Annotated in this window: 22 protein-coding genes and 1 CRISPR repeat array (1 of these 23 running past the window's edge); of the genes, 9 read left to right on the top strand and 13 right to left on the bottom strand. The window is 45.1% G+C overall.

Going from position 1 to position 19376, the window contains the following annotated elements; translation table 11 throughout:
* Positions 1-778: a CRISPR direct-repeat array (repeat unit 27 nt; unit sequence TTTCTAAGCTGCCTATACGGCAGTGAA); it reaches 872 nt to the left of the window's first position.
* 322 nt (positions 779-1100) lie between these two features.
* Entirely contained in the window at positions 1101-1286 is a 186-nt protein-coding gene (locus ACE3T3_RS10140; RefSeq protein WP_374666533.1) for a hypothetical protein, read from the bottom strand.
* A gap of 334 nt (positions 1287-1620) precedes the next feature.
* Between ACE3T3_RS10140 and tusD the strand changes: the two genes are divergently transcribed.
* From tusD to ACE3T3_RS10120, 4 genes are read left to right on the top strand one after another with little or no spacing between them, the layout of a single operon-like run.
* Entirely contained in the window at positions 1621-1989 is a 369-nt protein-coding gene (tusD, locus tag ACE3T3_RS10135) for a sulfurtransferase complex subunit TusD (protein ID WP_374666531.1), read from the top strand.
* A 45-nt stretch (positions 1990-2034) separates the two neighbouring features.
* Positions 2035-2385, top strand: coding sequence for a hypothetical protein (locus ACE3T3_RS10130; RefSeq protein ID WP_374666529.1), 351 nt, complete (start codon positions 2035-2037; stop codon positions 2383-2385).
* Between the two features lie 11 nt (positions 2386-2396).
* Complete coding sequence (locus tag ACE3T3_RS10125) at positions 2397-2705, top strand: DsrH/TusB family sulfur metabolism protein (protein ID WP_374666527.1); 309 nt, start codon at positions 2397-2399, stop codon at positions 2703-2705.
* A 34-nt stretch (positions 2706-2739) separates the two neighbouring features.
* Complete coding sequence (locus tag ACE3T3_RS10120; RefSeq protein WP_374666525.1) at positions 2740-3051, top strand: TusE/DsrC/DsvC family sulfur relay protein; 312 nt, start codon at positions 2740-2742, stop codon at positions 3049-3051.
* Positions 3052-3146: 95 nt separating this feature from the next.
* On the opposite strand, the gene ACE3T3_RS10115 is transcribed toward ACE3T3_RS10120, so the two are convergent.
* Together ACE3T3_RS10115 and ACE3T3_RS10110 are read right to left on the bottom strand one after the other, a co-directional pair.
* Positions 3147-3638 carry a winged helix-turn-helix transcriptional regulator gene (locus ACE3T3_RS10115; protein ID WP_374666523.1) on the bottom strand — a complete coding sequence of 164 codons (492 nt, stop codon included), beginning with the start codon at positions 3636-3638 and terminating at the stop codon, positions 3147-3149.
* A gap of 111 nt (positions 3639-3749) precedes the next feature.
* Entirely contained in the window at positions 3750-4649 is a 900-nt protein-coding gene (locus tag ACE3T3_RS10110; RefSeq protein WP_374666521.1) for a LysR family transcriptional regulator, read from the bottom strand.
* Positions 4650-4748: 99 nt separating this feature from the next.
* Between ACE3T3_RS10110 and ACE3T3_RS10105 the strand changes: the two genes are divergently transcribed.
* Both ACE3T3_RS10105 and ACE3T3_RS10100 read left to right on the top strand, forming a co-directional pair.
* On the top strand, positions 4749-5195 hold the full coding sequence (locus ACE3T3_RS10105; RefSeq protein WP_374666519.1) for a CidA/LrgA family protein: 447 nt from the start codon (positions 4749-4751) through the stop codon (positions 5193-5195).
* 10 nt (positions 5196-5205) lie between these two features.
* On the top strand, positions 5206-5907 hold the full coding sequence (locus ACE3T3_RS10100) for an LrgB family protein (RefSeq protein ID WP_374666517.1): 702 nt from the start codon (positions 5206-5208) through the stop codon (positions 5905-5907).
* Positions 5908-6004: 97 nt separating this feature from the next.
* On the opposite strand, the gene ACE3T3_RS10095 is transcribed toward ACE3T3_RS10100, so the two are convergent.
* From ACE3T3_RS10095 to mtlD, 6 genes are all read right to left on the bottom strand, one after another.
* On the bottom strand, positions 6005-6751 hold the full coding sequence (locus tag ACE3T3_RS10095; protein ID WP_374666515.1) for an adenosylcobinamide-GDP ribazoletransferase: 747 nt from the start codon (positions 6749-6751) through the stop codon (positions 6005-6007).
* Positions 6748-7362, bottom strand: a complete 615-nt coding sequence (locus ACE3T3_RS10090; RefSeq protein WP_374666513.1) for a histidine phosphatase family protein — start codon at positions 7360-7362, stop codon at positions 6748-6750. The genes ACE3T3_RS10095 and ACE3T3_RS10090 overlap by 4 nt, the downstream gene beginning before the upstream one ends.
* Before the next feature lie 6 nt (positions 7363-7368).
* Positions 7369-8421, bottom strand: coding sequence for a nicotinate-nucleotide--dimethylbenzimidazole phosphoribosyltransferase (cobT, locus tag ACE3T3_RS10085; RefSeq protein ID WP_374666511.1), 1053 nt, complete (start codon positions 8419-8421; stop codon positions 7369-7371).
* Positions 8418-8939 carry a bifunctional adenosylcobinamide kinase/adenosylcobinamide-phosphate guanylyltransferase gene (gene cobU / locus ACE3T3_RS10080; RefSeq protein WP_374666509.1) on the bottom strand — a complete coding sequence of 174 codons (522 nt, stop codon included), beginning with the start codon at positions 8937-8939 and terminating at the stop codon, positions 8418-8420. Before cobU ends, cobT begins: the two co-directional genes overlap by 4 nt.
* Positions 8936-9625, bottom strand: a complete 690-nt coding sequence (locus ACE3T3_RS10075; protein ID WP_374666508.1) for a 2'-5' RNA ligase family protein — start codon at positions 9623-9625, stop codon at positions 8936-8938. Before ACE3T3_RS10075 ends, cobU begins: the two co-directional genes overlap by 4 nt.
* A 101-nt stretch (positions 9626-9726) precedes the next feature.
* On the bottom strand, positions 9727-11877 hold the full coding sequence (gene mtlD / locus ACE3T3_RS10070) for a bifunctional mannitol-1-phosphate dehydrogenase/phosphatase (RefSeq protein ID WP_374666506.1): 2151 nt from the start codon (positions 11875-11877) through the stop codon (positions 9727-9729).
* A 346-nt stretch (positions 11878-12223) separates the two neighbouring features.
* Here mtlD and ACE3T3_RS10065 point away from each other — a divergent pair, with 346 nt between their 5' ends.
* A complete protein-coding gene (locus ACE3T3_RS10065) occupies positions 12224-12571 on the top strand; it encodes a hypothetical protein (protein ID WP_374666504.1) in 348 nt (115 codons plus the stop codon).
* A gap of 256 nt (positions 12572-12827) precedes the next feature.
* Here the strand turns inward: ACE3T3_RS10065 and ybaK are convergent, their stop codons facing one another.
* From ybaK to ACE3T3_RS10050, 3 genes are all read right to left on the bottom strand, one after another.
* The gene (gene ybaK, locus ACE3T3_RS10060) at positions 12828-13295 is read right to left on the bottom strand and encodes a Cys-tRNA(Pro) deacylase (protein WP_374666502.1); all 468 of its coding nucleotides are present in this window, start codon (positions 13293-13295) and stop codon (positions 12828-12830) included.
* A 324-nt stretch (positions 13296-13619) separates the two neighbouring features.
* Positions 13620-14327, bottom strand: a complete 708-nt coding sequence (locus ACE3T3_RS10055; RefSeq protein ID WP_374666500.1) for a hypothetical protein — start codon at positions 14325-14327, stop codon at positions 13620-13622.
* Between the two features lie 141 nt (positions 14328-14468).
* Positions 14469-15662 carry an alkane 1-monooxygenase gene (locus ACE3T3_RS10050; RefSeq protein ID WP_374666498.1) on the bottom strand — a complete coding sequence of 398 codons (1194 nt, stop codon included), beginning with the start codon at positions 15660-15662 and terminating at the stop codon, positions 14469-14471.
* A 193-nt stretch (positions 15663-15855) separates the two neighbouring features.
* On the opposite strand from ACE3T3_RS10050, the gene ACE3T3_RS10045 reads away from it, so the two are divergent.
* A complete protein-coding gene (locus tag ACE3T3_RS10045) occupies positions 15856-16794 on the top strand; it encodes an AraC family transcriptional regulator (RefSeq protein ID WP_374666496.1) in 939 nt (312 codons plus the stop codon).
* Between the two features lie 33 nt (positions 16795-16827).
* Here the strand turns inward: ACE3T3_RS10045 and lpxB are convergent, their stop codons facing one another.
* Positions 16828-18000, bottom strand: coding sequence for a lipid-A-disaccharide synthase (gene lpxB, locus ACE3T3_RS10040; protein WP_374666494.1), 1173 nt, complete (start codon positions 17998-18000; stop codon positions 16828-16830).
* A 415-nt stretch (positions 18001-18415) separates the two neighbouring features.
* Between lpxB and ACE3T3_RS10035 the strand changes: the two genes are divergently transcribed.
* Positions 18416-19321: a sulfite exporter TauE/SafE family protein gene (locus ACE3T3_RS10035; RefSeq protein ID WP_374666492.1), complete on the top strand. Its 906-nt coding sequence runs from the start codon at positions 18416-18418 to the stop codon at positions 19319-19321.
* The last annotated feature ends 55 nt before the right edge of the window (positions 19322-19376 follow it).

Here is a 19376-nt window from a genome sequence, read left to right as displayed (position 1 = left end):
TTAAACCTGAAACGCAATCGTTTTTTACTGTTTCTAAGCTGCCTATACGGCAGTGAATCAGGATGCTGATGTAGACCGTAAAGCCAGTGATTTCTAAGCTGCCTATACGGCAGTGAATATGCGGACAATGTGCAGTTTTCTTTCGTGATCTTTCTAAGCTGCCTATACGGCAGTGAATTGCCATATTTTAAGAAGGTATGTTTTTCAGCTTTTCTAAGCTGCCTATACGGCAGTGAATGCTGTAGCGTTCTGGTGTGAATGGCGCATCAATTTCTAAGCTGCCTATACGGCAGTGAATATGTTGATTGGGGCAATATGCAAGATGGTTTATTTCTAAGCTGCCTATACGGCAGTGAATCTGTGCAAATTAAGCCGACCGCCCATTCTTGCTTTCTAAGCTGCCTATACGGCAGTGAATGTGATTTTGATTTTTAAGCTGGTCGTAGGTGATTTCTAAGCTGCCTATACGGCAGTGAATCTAGACGGCATAGATCAATCAGATCCGAAGATTTTCTAAGCTGCCTATACGGCAGTGAATAGATGATGTCACCAAAAATACAATACGCGGTTTTTCTAAGCTGCCTATACGGCAGTGAATTTCCACGTGTAGATTTTGGTTTTACAGGTTCTTTTCTAAGCTGCCTATACGGCAGTGAATGGGAGGTAAAAAGTTCAAAACCTTTTGTCAGCTTTCTAAGCTGCCTATACGGCAGTGAATCAATTACACAGCCTGTTACTGATCCCACTACTTTTCTAAGCTGCCTATACGGCAGTGAATAATAATTTAACTCTTAAAATTTAAGTTATAACAACAACTTAATATTAAAAGCAGCGCCATAACCCAACTTATCAACCACCTATATAACTTATTGATTTTACGAATCTATTAATGAACGAAAATATATTGGGTAAAATCATCTTTCACCGCAGAATAAATATAGCTCAATTGTCCAATAAAAGTCAGCAAAATCAACATAGAAAGCGCCTGACACTGCTTTTTAAAAAAATGCATTTGCCGAGACATTAAACCGCTCGGAAAGCGCTTTCATCTGGCAAGTATTGAGTTGACGTTTACCGCTTAACATCTCAGAAACCACAGGCTAAGTTGCTGCTTCGAGTAAATCCGGCTGCGCCACCAGAGAATGCGATGCATCGTCGCTAACAATATCCAAAAAGTCATTCAAGGCTTCAGCAAATGCATTGAAGCCGTCTTTACTTCCTAGCTTGCGAAGCAAGAGCGCAAGGTCGTACCAGCAATCTACAGCCTGTTGAATCATCGCATTCATCCTCCCGCGCCAATGATCTTGTGGCTTGCCTCGACTTGCCCCATGTCATATTGATTCAGGCAGTTTCATTCTTGTTGGAGATTTGACTCAGATTGACTCATCAAGCAGGAAAAAGAACCTAAAAGCTGAGGATTTCGTACATATAAACGCTATTTTTATACTTGTAAAATTTCAATTATTTTATAACTCATTATGATTAAAGAATTATTTTTATAATGTTCTTAATATGAGGCATTGATTTATTCAGATACCGGCCAAAATCATTATATAATAGCCTTTTCCTATAAAGTCTGGGGCAGACAACTGCTGTTGCCAGCCCTGCAGTGAATTTCAAATGAGCACTTTATTACTGATTACCTCTTCGCCGGCGTCCATCCATGCTTGGCATGCTTTCGGCTTGGCCCAAGCGCTGCACAATAAAAAAGAAGATTTCCGCGTATTCTTCTATCAAGACGGTGTTGCCGTGGCCAATGCATTGCAATGGGCGCCGGATGATCAGCGCAAACTGGCGGCAGAATGGCAAAAATTGGCCGTCCGCTTGCCCGTGTGTGTCAGCGCCGCCTTGGCGCGCGGGATTACGGATCAAGAAAATGCACAACGCCACAACCTTCAGCAACATAATCTTGCAGATGGTTTCGAGCTGGTTGGGCTGGGCGAGCTTGCTGATGCCGTGCAATCCGCTTCCCGTTTAATTCAATTTTAAGCGCTTTATTTTTCTAAAATTTACTGCATTCAAAAGGTTTATAGTGTGAAAACCGTACTTGTCATATTAACCCACCCGAATCTGTCCAGCCTGCAGGTGCATGAAAGCCTGTCTGCAGCCATGGTGCTTGCCACATTTGGCAGTGAAGTCAAAGTGCTGCTGCAAGACGGCGCCTTAAGCCTGCTGGCAAATGATCTGGAATTTAATCAATTGCAACATGCATTCAAGGTTGCCTCCAATATGGTCGACAGCTTCGAATTTTATGACCTGACGCCTATCCTGATCGAAGAAAAGAACCGGCAGAATGCTTTTGTTCATAATACTGAGCAAGAGCTGGAATTTACGGAACTGAATGCCAGCCTGATTCAGCAGTTTGATCATGTGCTGTATTGGTAAGCGGTGAGAAAATGACTGAACATAAAACTGAACGCGCCTTCCCGGCAAAAACACTGTATTTAATTCAAGCCGGCTATGCGGCCGCACCTCTAGCGCTGCAAAAACTGCAGCAGGTTTATGCGCCGGGTGATCAAGTGGTTTTAATGGGCGATGCCGTGATGCATGCCGCACATGAAGCGATTCGCTCTTTAGAGAAATGCTATGTGCTGGACAATGAGCAGCCCTTGCTGGGTGCCGATTTTGACAATATCCAGCTGATCAATTACAGTGAATTTGCTGATCTGTGCCTCAAATTCAGCCGCTGCATCAGCCTGAAGTAATCTAAAAAATAGTTTTTTTAAATTGGTTTATTCAATGAATTTAGCACTCGACCAAGACGGTCATTTAGTCGATTACACCATTTGGGATGAAGCCATCGCGCAAGAGCTGGCCAACAGTTTAGATTTGCAGCTAACGCCTTGGCATTATGAAATTCTGCAAGCTGTGCGCCAGTTTTATCAGCAGTTTGGCCATTCGCCTGCAACACGGCCATTAATCAAATTTTTAATGAAAACCGTCAGTCCAGAAATCAATAATGCCGTCTTGCAAGAACGTTTCAATACCGGCTTGGTTGCGCGCCATCTCAGCCGTTTGGCTGGCGTGCCAAAACCAGCGAACTGCTTATAAATGGATCCGTTATTTACAAATGAACAGGCTATTTATTGAATAGCCTGTTTAAGATCCGCACATGCAATTCAATGGCAGGCCTAAGCTGAATTAAGCTAAGCCTGCTTTTTTTCATTCATTTTTTGTTTGAGGGCCGCGTAATAAGCTGGCGTAAAAATCGGTTTAACCTGTTTGGCATGCAGTTCTTCATAGCATTCTGAACACGCCAATACCGGCCGGAACACTTGACCGCAGTTTTTATGCACATACTGAACCGGCGCGCCTTGCCCTTCGTCCAGCCATTTATCCGCCCAGCCGGCCATCGACAGTAAAATAGGATAAAGATCCAGCCCTTGTTCTGTTAGACGGTATTCAAAGCGTTCCTGCCGGTCAAAATATGGTGTTTTAGCAAAAATCCCGCAATCCACCAGCCGTTTCAGCCGTTCTGACAGCACATGCCGCGTGACGCCTAAATCTTGCTGAAAATCATCAAAACGGCGCATGCCCATAAAGGCGTTGCGCACAATCAGCAGCGTCCAGCGGTCTCCCAAAATAGACAGTGTGCGCGCAATTGAGCATGGCTGCAAGCCAATTTCGTCCCATTTCATTTTGATAACACTGCGGCAAGATACATAAGCTTCAAATTAATCGAATAATTGGATTTTGAACAGTCTATGCTTCTAAATTTTTAGCTGAGCCTCTTCAATTCACATAACTTTTTAAAAACGGATTTCATCCAAATGCTGCTCAATAATCTGCAGCCAAGCCCGTGTTGCAGGGTTCATCGCTACAGTGGTATTCCACGCCATGTTCAAGGTCCAGTTTAAGCTGGGGTTCTGCAGCACGCTGATATTATATTTTTCCGCATCCAACTGCTTGCAGTAAATTTGCGGCAGCAATGCAATGCCGACATCTGACTCGACCATTTTAGCAATAAAATCCCATTGACTGCTTTTACACACCACATTCGGCTCAAAGCCGGCAAAATTGCAGGCTTGGATAATCATATTGTTCAAGGTAAAGGTATCGGCATACAGCAGAAACGACTCTTCTTTCAGCTCATTCAAGGACACCTGCTTGCGGTCATGCCACTGCGAATGCGCAGCCGATAAAAGGCATAATGGCGAATCCATAATTTGAATGCCGCTTAAAACCGGTTTGAGATGCCCCAAAAGGATGCCGACATCTACGCGTTTTTCTAAAATCGCATCTTCAATCCCGGTCGCGCCAACCTCTAAAAAGCTCAGCTCAATATTGGGATAAAGCTTATGAAATTTAGCAATCAGTTTGCTCAGCAGCACCGACCCCAAAGGCGGCAAGCCCAAAACCAGTTTGCCCTGCTTTAATGTCCGCACCTCGGCTACGGTATCCGCTATGCGCTGCTGTTCATTTAAAATCACCAAAGCATGCTGATATATTTTTTCGCCGATATTGGTCATTACAGCTTCACGCTTGCGCCCCGCACTGCCTTTATGAAATAGCGGAACGCCAATTTCTTCTTCCAGCTGCCGGATCATTTTGCTGACGGTAGGCTGGGTGACACAAAGCTCTTCGGCGGCCAAACTGAAGCTTTGCTGCTGCACAATGGTGACAAAAACATTCAACGCTTTAATATCCACCAGCACTATTCCAAATCAGCATAATCATTTTTTTATTATTCATAATTATCTATACCCGTCAATTCTAAAATAGCGCTAATCCAATTACTTTAGTCCGTTATGTCCAGTTCAATACAATCATCCAAATTTCCACATCTGCTGAAAACCTTCGCGCAACTATGCCTGCTGATGGTGATCTGGTGGATCGGAAGCCTGATTCAAAAAATATTCCATCTGCCTATTTCCGCAGGCGTGATCGGCTTGCTGCTGCTGACGGCAGCTTTATTAAGCGGGCTATTCAAACTGGAATGGATTAAGCAAGGCGCAGATTTGATTTTGGCCGAACTGGTGCTGTTTTTTGTGCCGATTGTTGTGGGGCTGATCAAATATAAAGAACTGTTCCTCACCCAAGGCTGGCAGTTAATTGCGGCGGTTGTTCTGGGTACGATGTGCGTCATGGTCTGTACCGCTTACTGCGTCTTCTTGGGATTCAAACTTGAAGCGCGGCTGAAAAATAGCGCAAAACCTCCAAAAGCATCTGAACACAGCATCGCGCACGGCAAATAAAATGAACCTGATGAATTTAAATCTCATGTCAATCATCTGCTTTGCTTTAACGCTGATTGGCTATGTACTGGTTAAAAAACTATACAAAAAATTTCCTTACATGCTGCTGTCACCGGCCTTGTTTGTGCCTTTTTTAATGATCATCTTCATGATGGTTTTCCATGTGTCATATGATACCTATATGCAGGAAAACCAATGGATTGTCTGGTTCTTAGGCCCTGCAACGGTAGCCTTCGCCATTCCAATCTATGAATACCGCCAAGTCATCCGCAATCATCTGCTCTCAATCAGCATGGGGATTGTGATTGGCATGCTGTCCGGCATCATCAGCGCATTTTATCTGGCTCAATTGTTCAGTTTCGATCAGGAAACATCGTACAGCTTAATGGCGCGCTCAATCTCAACCCCTTTTGCCATTGAACTCACTGCACATTTGGGCGGTTCTGTTGAACTGGTGATTTTGTTCACCATGATTACCGGGATTGCGGGCGTTGCTTTTGCGGATCTGGTTTTAGCCAGTTTAAAACTGCACTCTCAATTTGCACAAGGCGCTGCGCTCGGCAATGCTGCGCACGGCTTCGGAACCAGCAAAGCTTTTATGCGCCATAAAGAAGAAGGCGTTGCCGCCTGCTTGAGCATGGTACTGGCAGGTGTGTTCATGGTGCTGCTGGGGCCTAGCCTGATTCATTTGGTGGTATGGCTATTAGGCTAATCATTCCAATGTCTAAGAACTGCTGTGTCTAAAAATTCCAATATCCAAGATCAAATGATGATCCCGCAAAATGGCTTATGGCGTAAGCATAAGCCATTTAAGCCGCCAGATAGAAACTGCTGACAACAAAAGCCAAAAGGCTGATGCATTCGGTTATTTCGATGCCTGCACCAATAGTATCGCCGGTCATTCCGCCAATCCGCTGGATAAATTTACGGCGCAAATAAATCCAGCAAATAAATGTGCTAACACTGGCAATCAGGCCCAGCCATGAAAAATACAATGAAGCAATCACCGATAGCGCAATGAGCAGCCACGCTGCAGTACGCGGAAGATGATCCGCCATCGCGCTGCCCAAGCCTTTCGCGCGGACATAAGGTGCGGTTAAAAAAAGAAACAAGGCGGTTAAGCGGCCAAAGACAGGAAAAAGCAGCAAGGCGCCATACAGCTGCTGTTCCAGCAGCAGGTAAAGGGCGGACCATTTCAACAGGCAAATAATGATTAAGCTGAGAACGCCAATTGGCCCGCAAGCAGGGTCTTTCATAATTTTTAAGGTGCGCTCAGCATCGCCAAAACCGCCGACCCAGGCATCTGCAGTATCAGCTAAACCATCCAGATGCAGGCCGCCCGTCAGCCAAATCCAGATCACCAAAATCAGGCTGGCCTGTAAAATAAGCGGTACAGGCTGCAGCAGCACAGCCACGGCCAGTAAAATCAGCCCAATCAGCAACCCAATCACCGGATAAAAAAGCAAAGAACGGCCATTTTGCTGAGCGCTAGGAATTGTTTTTAATTGGATGGGAAACACCGTTAAAAACTGCAAGGCGATCCAAAATGGCATCATGTATTTTGCTCACTTAAATAAACGATTTCAGTTGCGCACTCCACTTTCGATACTTGAAACGAGTGCATCTGGCCCAGCTCTGCTGTCATTTTCAAAATATCATCCAATGGCTGCTGCAGCGCCTTGCATTTCAGCAGCTTGATCACGCCGCCATGCGTTACCACCAAAGCTTTATGGCTGTTCTGAGCAAATAAAGAGCGCTGAATCTGCGCTGCGCCAGCCATGACCCGCTGTTCAAACGCCCGCAGGCTTTCCGCATTGGGCGGGCTGAACTGTGTCGGCTGCAGCCAAAACTGTTCTAAAGCTTTCGGATCACGTTCATAAAGCTGCTGTATGGCAGCTGCTTCCCAATCTCCAAAGTGCATTTCCTGCAGTTGCGGCAGTATCATCAGTTCTAAGCCCAAACGCTGCGCCGCCGATTCTGCAAACCGCCTGCAGCGCTGCAATGGCGATGTAAAAACCGCATCCCAGTGCGGCTCTGCATGCAATGCCTGATCCAATGCGGCTTGCATTTGCTGCCAGCCTTCGGCAGTCAAAGCATCATCGGTCGAACCGCGCAGCGTATGGCTCAGTTCAGTTGCGCCATGGCGCATCAGATCAAGCTGAAACATTGGCAATTAAACCTTGTCACCGATTACGGCGGCTTCTGCAAAAGTCGCCATATTGCTATGCAGGCTGCAAGCCAGTTTAATCAAACCCAGCGCAGCGCCAGCGCCGCTGCCTTCACCTAAGCGCAAATTCAATTTCAGCAAAGGTTCAGCCTGCAGCTGGTCCAATAAGCGACGATGGCCATATTCGGCAGATTGGTGGCCAAACAGCATCCACGGACGGACAGCGGCATTCATTCGCACAGCCGCCAATGCTGAAGCGGTCGTAATAAATCCATCGACAATCACAGGCAAGCCAATCTGCGCGCAGCGGATATAAGCCCCTGTCATGGCGGCAATTTCCAAACCGCCAACAGCGCATAAGGCCTTAAATGCATCCTGACCGGCATAGCCGCGGTGCAATTCCAGCGCTTGATCAATTACATTCTTTTTATGCGCCAGCTGTTCTGCCCGAATGCCCGTGCCGACACCCGTCAGCTGCTCAGCGTCTTCATTCAATAAAAAACAGGCCACAGCCGATGCCGAACAGGTATTACCAATGCCCATTTCACCGGCAATATAAATCGATGCGCCATTTTCCAGCGCTTTTTCAGCGCTGAGCCGGCCTAAATTCATGGCTTCAATACATTGCGCTTCCGTCATGGCCAGCTGTTTAGCAAAATTTGCCGTACCCGGAATAATGCAGTGGCGCTCCACTCCTGCATATTCATAGGCATCACCCACCGAACCGCAGTCAATCACTTGCAAATTAGCACCATATTCTTTGGCAATTACACTGATACAGGCGCCGCCAGTAGCAAAATTCTGCAGCATTTGGCGGGTCACCGCTTGCGGATAAGCGGAAATATTTTCTTCCATCACGCCGTGATCGCCGGCGAAAATCGCAATCCACGGATGGTCTGCATGCGGTTTGCTGCTGTCCTGCAGCGCAGCCAGCTGCACAGCCACGCGTTCCAGCTCAGACAATGAACCCGTCGGCTTGGTTAATTGAAGCTGACGCGCCTCGGCTTGCTGCCTTGCTTCTTCACTTGGCGTTTTGCACGCCTCCAGCCACCAGTTCATGCTTTTTCTCCTTTCAAAATCATCGGGAAACCCGCGACACAAAATACAGCTCTATCGGCAATTTGACCCAGCTGCTGATGCAGGCGGCCGGATTCATCGACAAATCTGCGGCTGATCTGGCCCATCGGCACCACGCCTAGGCCCGTCTCGTTGCTGACCAAAATAATTTCAGATTTCAGTTCCGGCAGGACGTTCAGCAGCTTGGCGCACTCATCTATTTGCATTTGCGCATTGTCTTGCATCAGCAAGTTGCTCATCCACAAGGTCAAGCAATCAACTAATATGACCCGCCCGGCTTGGTCGAGCTGTTTTAAACGATCGGCCAAATACAGCGACTCTTCAGCAAGCGCCCATTCTGCCGGACGCTGCGCTTGGTGATGCTCAATCCGCTCAGCCATTTCCTCATCCCACGCTTGCGCAGTGGCGATGTAAGTCACAGGCATTTCATATGCCAAAGCGGTCTGTTCCGCGAGCCGGCTTTTGCCTGAGCGGGCGCCGCCTAAAATTAAATGAATCATGGGACACCTAAATGGAATTGATGCAGAGCAGACAGTTCGCCTTGCAGCTGCTGCGCGGTATAACGGCCAAAAGTCAGCTGCCGCACCTCAAATTCAAAGCTGCGCTGCTCAATTGCCTGAATGCGGGAAAAAACCTCGTCACTGTCCAGCGTGCGGCCATATAGGCCTATTGTAATATGCGGACAATACTGCAGCGGTGCAATTTCATCTGAACATTGATACAGCTGCTGGCGTATGCGGTTTAAATCACCCTCTGCATCTTCAATTTCAATAAACAGCGCGCTTTCAAAACTGTTGATTTTTCCAGTTTTCAATTTAAATGGCCGTAATTCCAGCGCCTGCAATTGCTGCAGCTGCGCATGGAAATTCTGCAGGCTGAAATCATCATATGAATATTGGATTGCTGAATTTGGTGTTTCTGAAGTTTGCGTTTCTGGGTTTTGTACGCTTGGGCTTGATATTTCTGAGTTTAAAAACCCGCAGATGAATAAGGTGATATGAAATTGGCGGGTATTCGGCTGAAATAAAATATCTGCAAAATCTGCACGCAGCTGCGCTAAATAGGCCAAAAGTTCTGGAGAATGTAATTCTAAATACCATAGGGAAAATGCAGAACGGCCTTTATGCCACTCAGGATAATCCTGAGCGAGGGTTGGCACCACAGGCATAGAAGGCAAAAGAAACACGTAAAATTCACAATAAAATCAGTTCAGTTATTTAAACATGAAATGAAAGCATTCTGTACACGTGTTTCTTTCGCAATATTCAGTATTAAGCTGAAAATTGTTCAGGCGTAATTGGCTTTTACGGCATGCTTATGAAAATCTTCATCTTGGGCTTCTGAAAGTGCATTTTTTTGCACGGCATCCGCAAGCAGTGCATGCAGCTGCGCATCAACTGCAGTGATGATCGCCTGCTGCTGTTTTTGCGGAAGTTTCATTTGGCAAACAGCATGCTGCAAATGCTGCAGCGCGCCAGTCACATCCACCATATTTTGCTGCACCGCATAGGCATAACCATAGGCCGCGCCCTGAAGCAATGCTTGAACAGGCAGATTGTGCTGCAGATGATATTCAATCGAACCGAATACCCGCTCATTCCGTTTTAGTTTGCGCAATGGATCACGAGCAACCCGCTGGCATGGGTCTTTATAGGCCGTTTCACATGAAGCAAGAAATGCCTCGGCCAGACGCTTCAGATCTTGCTGATATTTCGGCATCCGCAAACTTAAGCCTTGCTGCACTTCTGAAATCAACGCGCGGCTGAACTGCCGCACCTGCGCATCTGCCAATGCCAGCCCAATAGTCAAATGTCCCTGCAGGCTGGCAAACCATGCAGTCATGGCATGAACCCCGTTCCACAAACGGTTTTTAATCAGCTGAATATCGTCAATATCATCGACTAAAATCATTTGGCGGATTTTGCTTAAAGCCGGACTATTGTTTTCGACATAAATCGGCATATCAGTTTCAGCATTAAACAGAATTAAATCCATATTCTGCAGAATATGGCTCGGCTGAAAATTGCGCCGCAAGTCTTCCACATACAGCGCCGCCTGACGCTCCTGATCGGCATTCAGGCGTGTGGCATCTTCCAGATTAATCACATCATCTTCACTGTCCTGCTGGTATTGCTGAAAAATACTGTGCTTAATGCGCAGCTGGCGGTACAGATTTTGGTCATTGAGTTTTGAGACCATGCGGTTAACTACGGTATCGCAAAAATAGTGCTGCGCCATAATGGCCGCGGCAATGTCCGAATCGGAAATGTCTTCCAGAGCCTGATGCACATATTGCAAAAATAATGCTTTCGCGCCGACTTTATTTAAAATGATCAGAAAGGTCAGCGGCAATTCCTGCTGCTCAAAAACCATGTGGCGCGCCATCAATCCTTGAGCAATGATTTTGCTTTCTTTTTCCAGCGCCTGTTCCGGCAGGCAAATGGCGATCACGCTGGATTCGACATACATTTCCTGCATCTGTTCCAGATGGTCTGCATCAATCACCTGCATATTTTCAATGCGCTCATCAAAAGACATCTGGCCATAGCGGATGCAGTATGCGCCAAAAGCATTCACCGCAGACTGATACAGCGGATTGCGCGTCGAAGCATAAATCCGTTTTGGACGGGTATAGCCATCCCAATGCGAAAAGATCTGCGCCAGATAGCCGCCGCCAATGGCGCCAAAGCCATGAATGCCGACACTGAGCTGATTCAGCGTTTGCGGAAAAGCCTCGGTTAAAGCCGGCATATCCAGATGGTCAACATACTGATCCAAATCTTCAAAGCAGGCATACATGTCCTCATAATAAAAATCTGCATTGCGCATCATTTCATCATTCGGTTCTTTAATGTCCTTTAATAAGATGGTCTGCCCCAGCGCATGGCGCGCCGAACGGATGCCATTGGCGGAATCTTCAAACATCAGGCAGTCCGATGGCTGCAGATTCAGTTTTTCTGCCGCTGAAATAAAAATTTCAGGATGCGGTTTGCCTTGCTGCACTTCATCGCCGCAGACCAGCACGTCAAAAAACTTATAGACATTGGCATTGATTAAGTATTCTTCGGCAATTGCCCGGCGGCTGGAGGTTGCAACCGCCATACGCAGGCCAGATTTGCGCAGCCGTTCCAGCACTTGCACCAAACCGCGTTTAATCGGCACGCCAAATTTGCGCACGCTTTCCAGCTCCAGTTCATCTGCACGCTTGCGGATTGCGGCATATGGCGTCTCTTCGCCATACTCCTGTTTTGCCAAGGCTTCTGCACTGGTTGCGCTCAGCCCCAAACAGGCCATCAGATAAGCATCAGAAAATTCAGCGCCATTTAATTCTTGAGATGCCTGTTTCAATGTTTGAAACCGAAGCCGTTCAGTATCAAACATTGTTCCATCCATATCAAAAATGGCGCCTAGAATAGTTTTCCCATGAAATTTAATCATTTAAGATCCTATGCTGTTATTTTTTTCCGGCCTTCATGCTATAGGATGAACCCAATCTGATAGTCAAAACATAAATAATGAAACAATTTTGGCTAATTTATAGACAGTTATTTAAGGTTCAGCCTGCTTTTTGTATAGATTGCTTAACATCAAATATCTGAATGTAACTGATTGATTATTGCTGCAAAGTATAAACAGCAGATATCAAACCTTGCAGAATGCCCGGTTCAAGGCTATTTCTGAAGAGCTTTTCCTGCTTGGTGATTTTGCGTCTATTCAGATGCCAAACAGATGTTCTTTTGCCCGAATGCTTTTATAATCCATAAAAACATCATAAGCATATGCCATGAAAACAAAATTGCTCATTCCGCTGCTGCTTGCCCTTGCTGTTTCAGGCTGTCAAAAACAGCAGGCTGAAGATACGCAAAGCAATGAAAGCATGACAGCGCAGTTTCAAAAATCGGATGCCATGATCGGCGCATATTTAGACAAGCTGGATGATCCTGCAACAGCACAAGCTGAACGCACGAAAATTCTCTGCCAGGACTATCCTGCAGAATATAAATCAAACTATATGCCTGCACTGCTGAAACTGCAGCCGCAGGATTATACTGAAAGCAAATTGCTGAACGATCTGCAAATGGCGCTGGATTACTATAAAGATAAGTTTGATATCCACTGCAGCCCCAATTAAATGGTTTCGGCAAAATAGGTGACAGCAATGAAATTCCAGTAAGATGCATCTTGCTTGATCAACCGTTCAGGCCCAATCCAAAACTGAATGCATATCAAAGCTGATGAGATTTGCAGGTGTTAACTTCGGCAAGATACAGCGCCAACTGCGGAATTCAGCCAGAGGTACAGTTCAAGCTTGGCCTATAAAATATGTGAAACACGGGCATTAGGCTTATTCATTTCGGCTTGCCAAGAACAAGTTTTCCCAAGGATAATTACTCGTCTAATACATCCGCAAAGCCAGCGCCCAGCACTTTAGCCAAATCCTGCGGTTTTAAGCCGATATCCAGACCGCGTTTGCCGCCGCTGACATAAATTTTATCTAAGCTTTCTGCTGACGCATCAATCACAGTTTTGAGGCGTTTCTTTTGCCCTACCGGGCTAATGCCGCCAACAAGATAGCCTGTTAAGCGCTCTGCATCTTTAGGATCAGCCATTTTGAGTTTCTTGCAGCCAAAAGCCGCTGCGACTTTTTTTAGACTCAGCTGATGATTCACAGGCAGTACAGCTACAAAATAGTTTTTTTCGTCCGTCACCATCAACGTTTTGAAAACTTCTGCGACCTGCAGCCCCAGTTTTTCTGCAGCCTCTAAACCAAAGCTTTTGGCATCAGGATCATGTTCATATTCATGAATGGAAAATTCAATTTTTTGTGATTTTAAAAGTTTGCAAGCAGGTGTCATATTTGACTGATATTCAATATTCGATTATGAAATTATATGCTTTTTAGAATGGATTGTTTAGCTTGCTTAGGCTATTTATTTGTATGAGCTTCCGATGTACTTATAATTAAATCAATCAGTTGATTTTGAATTAATTATTAGGTTTTTTACTCTAGAATTTATCATTTTTTTGTTTTATCCCAAGAGTTTTCCACAGATTTTGTGGACTTTTTCCCAAGATAAACCATTGATAAATATAAAACAGAATTCATTTTGAATATTTTTAAACCAATTTGTGCAACATTCATCCTGAGCAATCTACTGAGGATGAACATCGATTTAAAATTAAATGCCTTTAACCAATAATCCATTCGAAAAAGTATAAAAATTAGAACGTTCTTTAACTTTCAAATTGTAAATTGTTCTTTTAAAAGTTGTGCTTAAAACATGAACTTCTTGCCCATTGGCTTTTAAAGGGCTGATAGAGTCTTCAGCTAAAATTGCACATAGACCATGATCGTTGAATTCAAATAGATCAAAATAGTCATCATCTGGAAGGTCAAATCCTTTTCGATCAGCATCCAATAGATTTCGAACATGATAGCTTCCAGCACTATTTGCCAGTGTTGTTTCCCTCAGCGGATTAACCATAAACACTAAAGCTTCAATTTCTGAGCTCTTAGTTTGTATGATTTGACCATTTTTTAGCTCACCTAAAGGTGTCCAACCCAAATCCTTAACCCAAAGCAACGCTTTTGAAGAAGCCAATGCACCCTTAAGTTTTCCTTTATGGGAAAGTTGCAGTAATTTCCCCTTATGCAGTTTTGTTAGGTCTGTATTCGCCTTAACTTCAAAATAATCTAATTGCCAAATTTCTTCATCTTCAGTATAAAAAATCTGATCTACAGGCTGATAATACGGCTCCCCTTGCCCAGAGTCTGATTGTGTTAAAACTAAATCACCCTTTTGTATCTGCTCAATAGGAACTAAACCATGTTTAGTGGCTATACGAATTCCTGCAGGAAAGCCATATTCTAAATTCTGCAATATCATTAAATATACTTCGTTATTCTCTTATCATTTTGATTATCATATTTTTATTTAAAAATTCAACCATTCTATGATGTTTTTTATCATCATTTATAAAAAAAGCCCAAACAACTGTCTGGGCTTTTTCATTAAATTTAATCGTGTTTAAGCACTCAAACCAAACTTTTTAAAGATTTTGGCACGGCGTTTCTGTGAAATATTTGCCTTGGTCAAATCACCCTCATAGTGATCATAAACGCGCTTATCCATCATTTTAAACCACAGCGATGGAATCAGAGCTGGAATGAGCATAGTGGCATAACCGCTTGGCAACTCTGGCGCTTCATCAAAATGGCGTAAGGCTTGGAAAGGACGCGTCGGATAAGCATGATGATCTGAATGACGCTGCAGCTGATACAAGAACAAATTGGTCACAACGTTATTATTGTTCCAGCTGTGCTCTGGCATAGTCCGCGCATAGCTGCCATCCGCCTTTTCTGCACGCTTCAAGCCATAATGTTCAATATAATTAATGATTTCAAATAAGCTAATGCCGTAGAGCGCTTGCGTAGCCAAATACGGCGTAACCTTTTTGCCGAATAAAGACAGCATGGTTGCATGGAAGCCGGCGCTCATCGCCCAGCCCTGAAACAGCTCATTTTCTTTGCTCCAGAAAGACAGTCCTTTGCGCTTTAAACGCTGCTTTTCAATCTGAATGGCCGATTTCACGCCGCCAAAGACGGTTCTCGGCCAAAACTCATAAAAGGTTTCGCCCATTTTTGAAGAAGCTGGATCTTCAGGCGTTGCAGCGCGCTTATGGTGCCCATATGGATGCTCAATGCGGAAGTGATTATAGACCAGCGGCATCAGCGTCGCATGCGACCAATAATGATCTTTCTTATTTGGGCGGTGGCACAGTTCATGCGCGGTATTGACGCCAATGCCATTGATTGCGCCCATGGAAATGCCCAGTAAAATTTGATCTAAAAAAGAGACCTCTTTCCGCGTCACCACATATCCGGCAAAAACATTGGCTGCCATCTGCAATGGAATAAAGGCTTTTACAATGCGGTCATAGTACGGATCCTGCACCAAAACTTTAATATCATCATCTGTAGGATTGTTGTCATCGGCGCCCACCAAAGCATCAATAGCGGGAATAATCACATGCAGCAACAGCGGGCCGCCCAGGGCGAATACTTTTTTAGTCATTTTGGGGCCAAAGTGATAACCCGCCAAAATCCCCATGCCAATGACAGGCAAGCCGGGACTTAACAGCCAGCCGTAACGCTTCTTATCAATGGATACGCCATTGAATTGATGCATTTGCTCTTGATTTAATTTTGCTGGAGCATTCATGTGCAAGACTTCCTTATTTCTCTCTTCTATGCTTATATTTCAAGAAACAAGGCCGCAATGACAGTTGCAAGCGTCCAAAAAAACTATGCCAAAGTCTTTGGCATAAATTGATAAAGAATGACCTATAAACACCAATTTTATTGTGTTTGGATTGTCGTTTCAGCCCGTTGCTTTACAGATAGAATGATAAAACATGGATGCTTTAAGTAAAATTTTTGATGATATTCATTTGAACAAATCTGAATATATTTACTTGAAAACAAAAAACAATTGGTCGTTTCAATATCATGAGCACGGCGCCATGATCGCCTATGTCATGATGCAGGGCTCCTGCCTGCTGCATATCAATGGAGAGCAGGTGCCGCTGAAAATGGGCGACCTGATTTTAATTCCATCTGGTCAAAACCACTTTTGTACCGCTGCTGCGGATACGGTTTATCATGCCGCTTTAGACATCAGCCCATTATTTGATGAAAAGCGCCAGAAAACCATTGAGCTGGAATCTGATCAGCTGCCGCAGCATGAGGACTGCATGATTCTTGCGATCCGCGGCCATATCGACAGCATTATGGCAAGCCCCCTATTTAATGCCTTGCCCGACTATTTGCATATTCATCACATTATGAGCAGCACGGCGCCTGAATGGCTGCAAATCGGCTTGCAGTTTTTAGCGGTAGAAGCCAATCAAATCCGGCCCGGGCGCGATAAAATTTTGGATCATTTAGTGAGCATTTTATTTATCGAATGCGTGCGGGATTTTATTGCCCAGCTGAATGATTCGCACAATTGGCTGAATGCCCTCACGCACGTCGAGCTGTCCAATGCGCTGGCGGCCATTCATGGGCAGCCAGAATTATCTTGGACGGTCGAAAGCCTGGCAGAACAATGCTGCATGTCGCGTTCTAAATTTGCCAATCTATTTACCCAAATTATCGGTGAAACGCCACTGGCTTATCTGCAGCAGCACCGCCTACGTTTGGCTTCACAGCATTTGCGTCATGGACAGCTGTCTATACAGCAGATTGCGCACCGTGTGGGCTATTCTTCCGAAACCGCGTTTAGTCAAAGCTTTAAGCGCAGCTATGAACTGACACCCAGCCAATACCGTCAGCAGTATCAGCACAGTGCCTAGCACATGAGTTTTAACGTGAAGATGAAAAATAGCTTATTTCAAAATGTTCAAAATAGCCTGCACAGGATCTTCGCTATTGCCCGACAAAAGCTGTTTATGCATCGTAATATGCTGCATCGCCTGAATCTGCGCCGTTTCGATATTCATTAAATTTTCAATTTCAGCAGCCAGTTTCTCCGGCGTTGCATCTTTTTGAATAAGTTCCTTAATCACTTTTTTGCCGGCAATAATATTCGGCAATGAATAATACGGAATCTTGATTAAGAATTTCACTAGATGGTAAGTCAGCCAATTCAGCTGATAAAAAGTCACCATTGGACGGTGCAGCAGCATCGCCTCTAGAGTCGCTGTACCAGAGGCCAAAGCGACAATATTTGATGCGTTCATCACCTGACGGCCAATTTTGGATTCAGTCTCAGTATTTTCCAGCAGCTGGACTTTAGCTTTAAACTCTGCGGGATAATTTACCAATAAAGCCTCGATTTGCTGTTTGCGCGCATCATTAATGGCTGGAATTAAATACACATATTCAGGATGCTTAGACATGACCATTTGCGCCGCATCTAGAACCAAAGGCCCAAGACGCTCAATTTCACCGCGACGGCTGCCCGGCAGCAAGGCAATATGCTTTTGCGCTGGGTTTAAGCCCAATTCAGCCTTGGCTTCTGCAATAGGATTCTGCAGCGGCAATTGACTTGCCAATGGATGACCCACAAATGCCGCAGGAACATCCCACTTTTTAAAAAAAGTTTTTTCGAATGGGAACAGGCACAGCACCAAATCGACACTGGCTTTAATGCCGTGCACACGGCCCTGACGCCACGCCCACACAGAAGGACTGACATACTGCACCGTTTTAATCGGCAGCTGATTTTTCTTTAAGCTCTTCGATAAGCGCAAGTTGAAGTCCGGCGCATCAATGCCGATAAACACGTCTACAGGATGCTTAGACCAGGTATCCACCAGCCCATCACGCACAGCAAAGAGTTTTCTAATATCTTTAAGCACTTCGACAATGCCCATTACAGACAGAATATCCATCGGATAATAGCTTTTAAAACCCTCTGCAATCATTTGCGGGCCGCCAATGCCTTCAAATTCGGCATCTATGCCCTGCTCACGGAAACTGCGGATCAGTTTGGCGCCTAAGGTATCTCCCGATACTTCCCCAACAACGATGCCTATTTTAAGTTTCCGGTTTTGCAAGCTTATTTCCTCTATTTTATATAGAATTCGACTTTAGCAAAGATTCTATCATACTCCGCTGAAGATGCTTCTCTGCCGTCCGCTTCGTGCCAATAATCATGCAAAAGCAATGCAGCCGCTTGCCCTGTTGAATCTGATAGAGCAGCAAAACCTGCGGATATAATGATTAAAATTCTCTGGTAAAGCTAGGTATAACACTTTGCTTCCGTTGAAGCACGGCCGCGCGCATAATGCGCCAGCATCAAACAGCAGCAAAACCCCAATTACAGTCAATCAGCTTTTATTCACTCTTCAGCCAAAACTGGATTTCCATCAGGTCTTTATCTTTTTTTAGAATAAGCAAATCACTAATCAAGACAACAGCTTATATTTAAAAGTCATAAGATAACTACGTTTTTGATTTTGGCATATAACCATGTTCGGTCCTTTAGAATTTATTATGGCTGGTGTTTTAGTCGGTTTCTGTGTGGGTATCACAGGTGTCGGCGGCGGTTCTTTGATGACCCCCATCCTAATCAGCCTGTTCCGGATCGAACCGCACATTGCCATTGGCACAGACCTGCTGTATGCCGCCATTTCAAAATTCTGCGGCTCTTTGGTGCATGCAAAAAAACTGAATATTGTCTGGCCCATTGTGCTTTGGCTGGCTGTCGGCAGCATTCCTGCATCTTTCGCAACCCATTGGGTATTGGAACACTATTTAAGCCAATCCAGCAGCTACAAAACCGTATTAACGGTGGTTTTGGGCTTTATGCTGACCCTGACTGGCCTCTCGATTATGTTCCGCAGCCAAATTGAGCGCTTCTTTTTAAAATTCCGCGGCGGCCAGCAGGCTGAATTGACAGAAGATGCCAGCGTCATCAAAGAGCAGACCCGCAGCAAGCGCCCGTACATTATTATTATGGGGATCGTTTTAGGCGTATTTGTTACGCTGTCTTCAGTCGGCGCAGGCGCATTTGGCGTGATGGCGCTGATTTTGATGTTCCCCAATTTGCCGATGATCCGCATTATCGGCTCGGATGTGGTGCATGCGGTATTGCTGACTTTTGTCGCAGGCATGGGCCATATGACCTCCGGCAATGTAGACTTTCACCTGCTGGGCTGGCTGCTTTGCGGTTCTATTCCAGCTATTGTGATCGGCACGCTGATCAGCTCGCGCCTGCCGGAAAAAATCATCCGCAAGATTTTGGGCATTACGCTTTTCGCGCTGGGCCTGAATTTTATGATTAATCCAGTAAAATCAAAACCAGCCTCTAAACCGCAAGCCGTAATGATGATTCAAAGTGATGCTGCGGCCGTGCATAAAAGCATGAATGTTTAAATTATCTTTACGATTCATCACTTTTTTTTCACCAACTTATTGATCTTTTTTATAA

It is taken from the genome of Acinetobacter sp. (assembly GCF_041919735.1).
Classification (GTDB): domain Bacteria; phylum Pseudomonadota; class Gammaproteobacteria; order Pseudomonadales; family Moraxellaceae; genus Acinetobacter.
The sequence above is the reverse complement of the archived record's forward strand: the minus strand, read 5'-3'. Positions and strand labels throughout refer to the sequence as shown.

Coding starts and splice junctions, on each gene's coding strand:
- ACE3T3_RS10120 (WP_374666525.1), top strand. CDS start 2,740: ATGAATTTAGCACTCGACCAAGACGGTCATTTAGTCGATTACACCATT.
- cobT (WP_374666511.1), bottom strand. CDS start 8,421: ATGAACTGGTGGCTGGAGGCGTGCAAAACGCCAAGTGAAGAAGCAAGG.
- ACE3T3_RS10100 (WP_374666517.1), top strand. CDS start 5,206: ATGAATTTAAATCTCATGTCAATCATCTGCTTTGCTTTAACGCTGATT.
- tusD (WP_374666531.1), top strand. CDS start 1,621: ATGAGCACTTTATTACTGATTACCTCTTCGCCGGCGTCCATCCATGCT.
- ACE3T3_RS10055 (WP_374666500.1), bottom strand. CDS start 14,327: ATGATATTGCAGAATTTAGAATATGGCTTTCCTGCAGGAATTCGTATA.
- cobU (WP_374666509.1), bottom strand. CDS start 8,939: ATGATTCATTTAATTTTAGGCGGCGCCCGCTCAGGCAAAAGCCGGCTC.
- ACE3T3_RS10105 (WP_374666519.1), top strand. CDS start 4,749: ATGTCCAGTTCAATACAATCATCCAAATTTCCACATCTGCTGAAAACC.
- ACE3T3_RS10045 (WP_374666496.1), top strand. CDS start 15,856: ATGGATGCTTTAAGTAAAATTTTTGATGATATTCATTTGAACAAATCT.
- ACE3T3_RS10050 (WP_374666498.1), bottom strand. CDS start 15,662: ATGAATGCTCCAGCAAAATTAAATCAAGAGCAAATGCATCAATTCAAT.
- ACE3T3_RS10035 (WP_374666492.1), top strand. CDS start 18,416: ATGTTCGGTCCTTTAGAATTTATTATGGCTGGTGTTTTAGTCGGTTTC.
- mtlD (WP_374666506.1), bottom strand. CDS start 11,877: ATGATTAAATTTCATGGGAAAACTATTCTAGGCGCCATTTTTGATATG.
- ACE3T3_RS10065 (WP_374666504.1), top strand. CDS start 12,224: ATGAAAACAAAATTGCTCATTCCGCTGCTGCTTGCCCTTGCTGTTTCA.
- ACE3T3_RS10090 (WP_374666513.1), bottom strand. CDS start 7,362: ATGTTTCAGCTTGATCTGATGCGCCATGGCGCAACTGAACTGAGCCAT.
- ACE3T3_RS10140 (WP_374666533.1), bottom strand. CDS start 1,286: ATGAATGCGATGATTCAACAGGCTGTAGATTGCTGGTACGACCTTGCG.
- ybaK (WP_374666502.1), bottom strand. CDS start 13,295: ATGACACCTGCTTGCAAACTTTTAAAATCACAAAAAATTGAATTTTCC.
- ACE3T3_RS10125 (WP_374666527.1), top strand. CDS start 2,397: ATGACTGAACATAAAACTGAACGCGCCTTCCCGGCAAAAACACTGTAT.
- ACE3T3_RS10115 (WP_374666523.1), bottom strand. CDS start 3,638: ATGAAATGGGACGAAATTGGCTTGCAGCCATGCTCAATTGCGCGCACA.
- ACE3T3_RS10095 (WP_374666515.1), bottom strand. CDS start 6,751: ATGATGCCATTTTGGATCGCCTTGCAGTTTTTAACGGTGTTTCCCATC.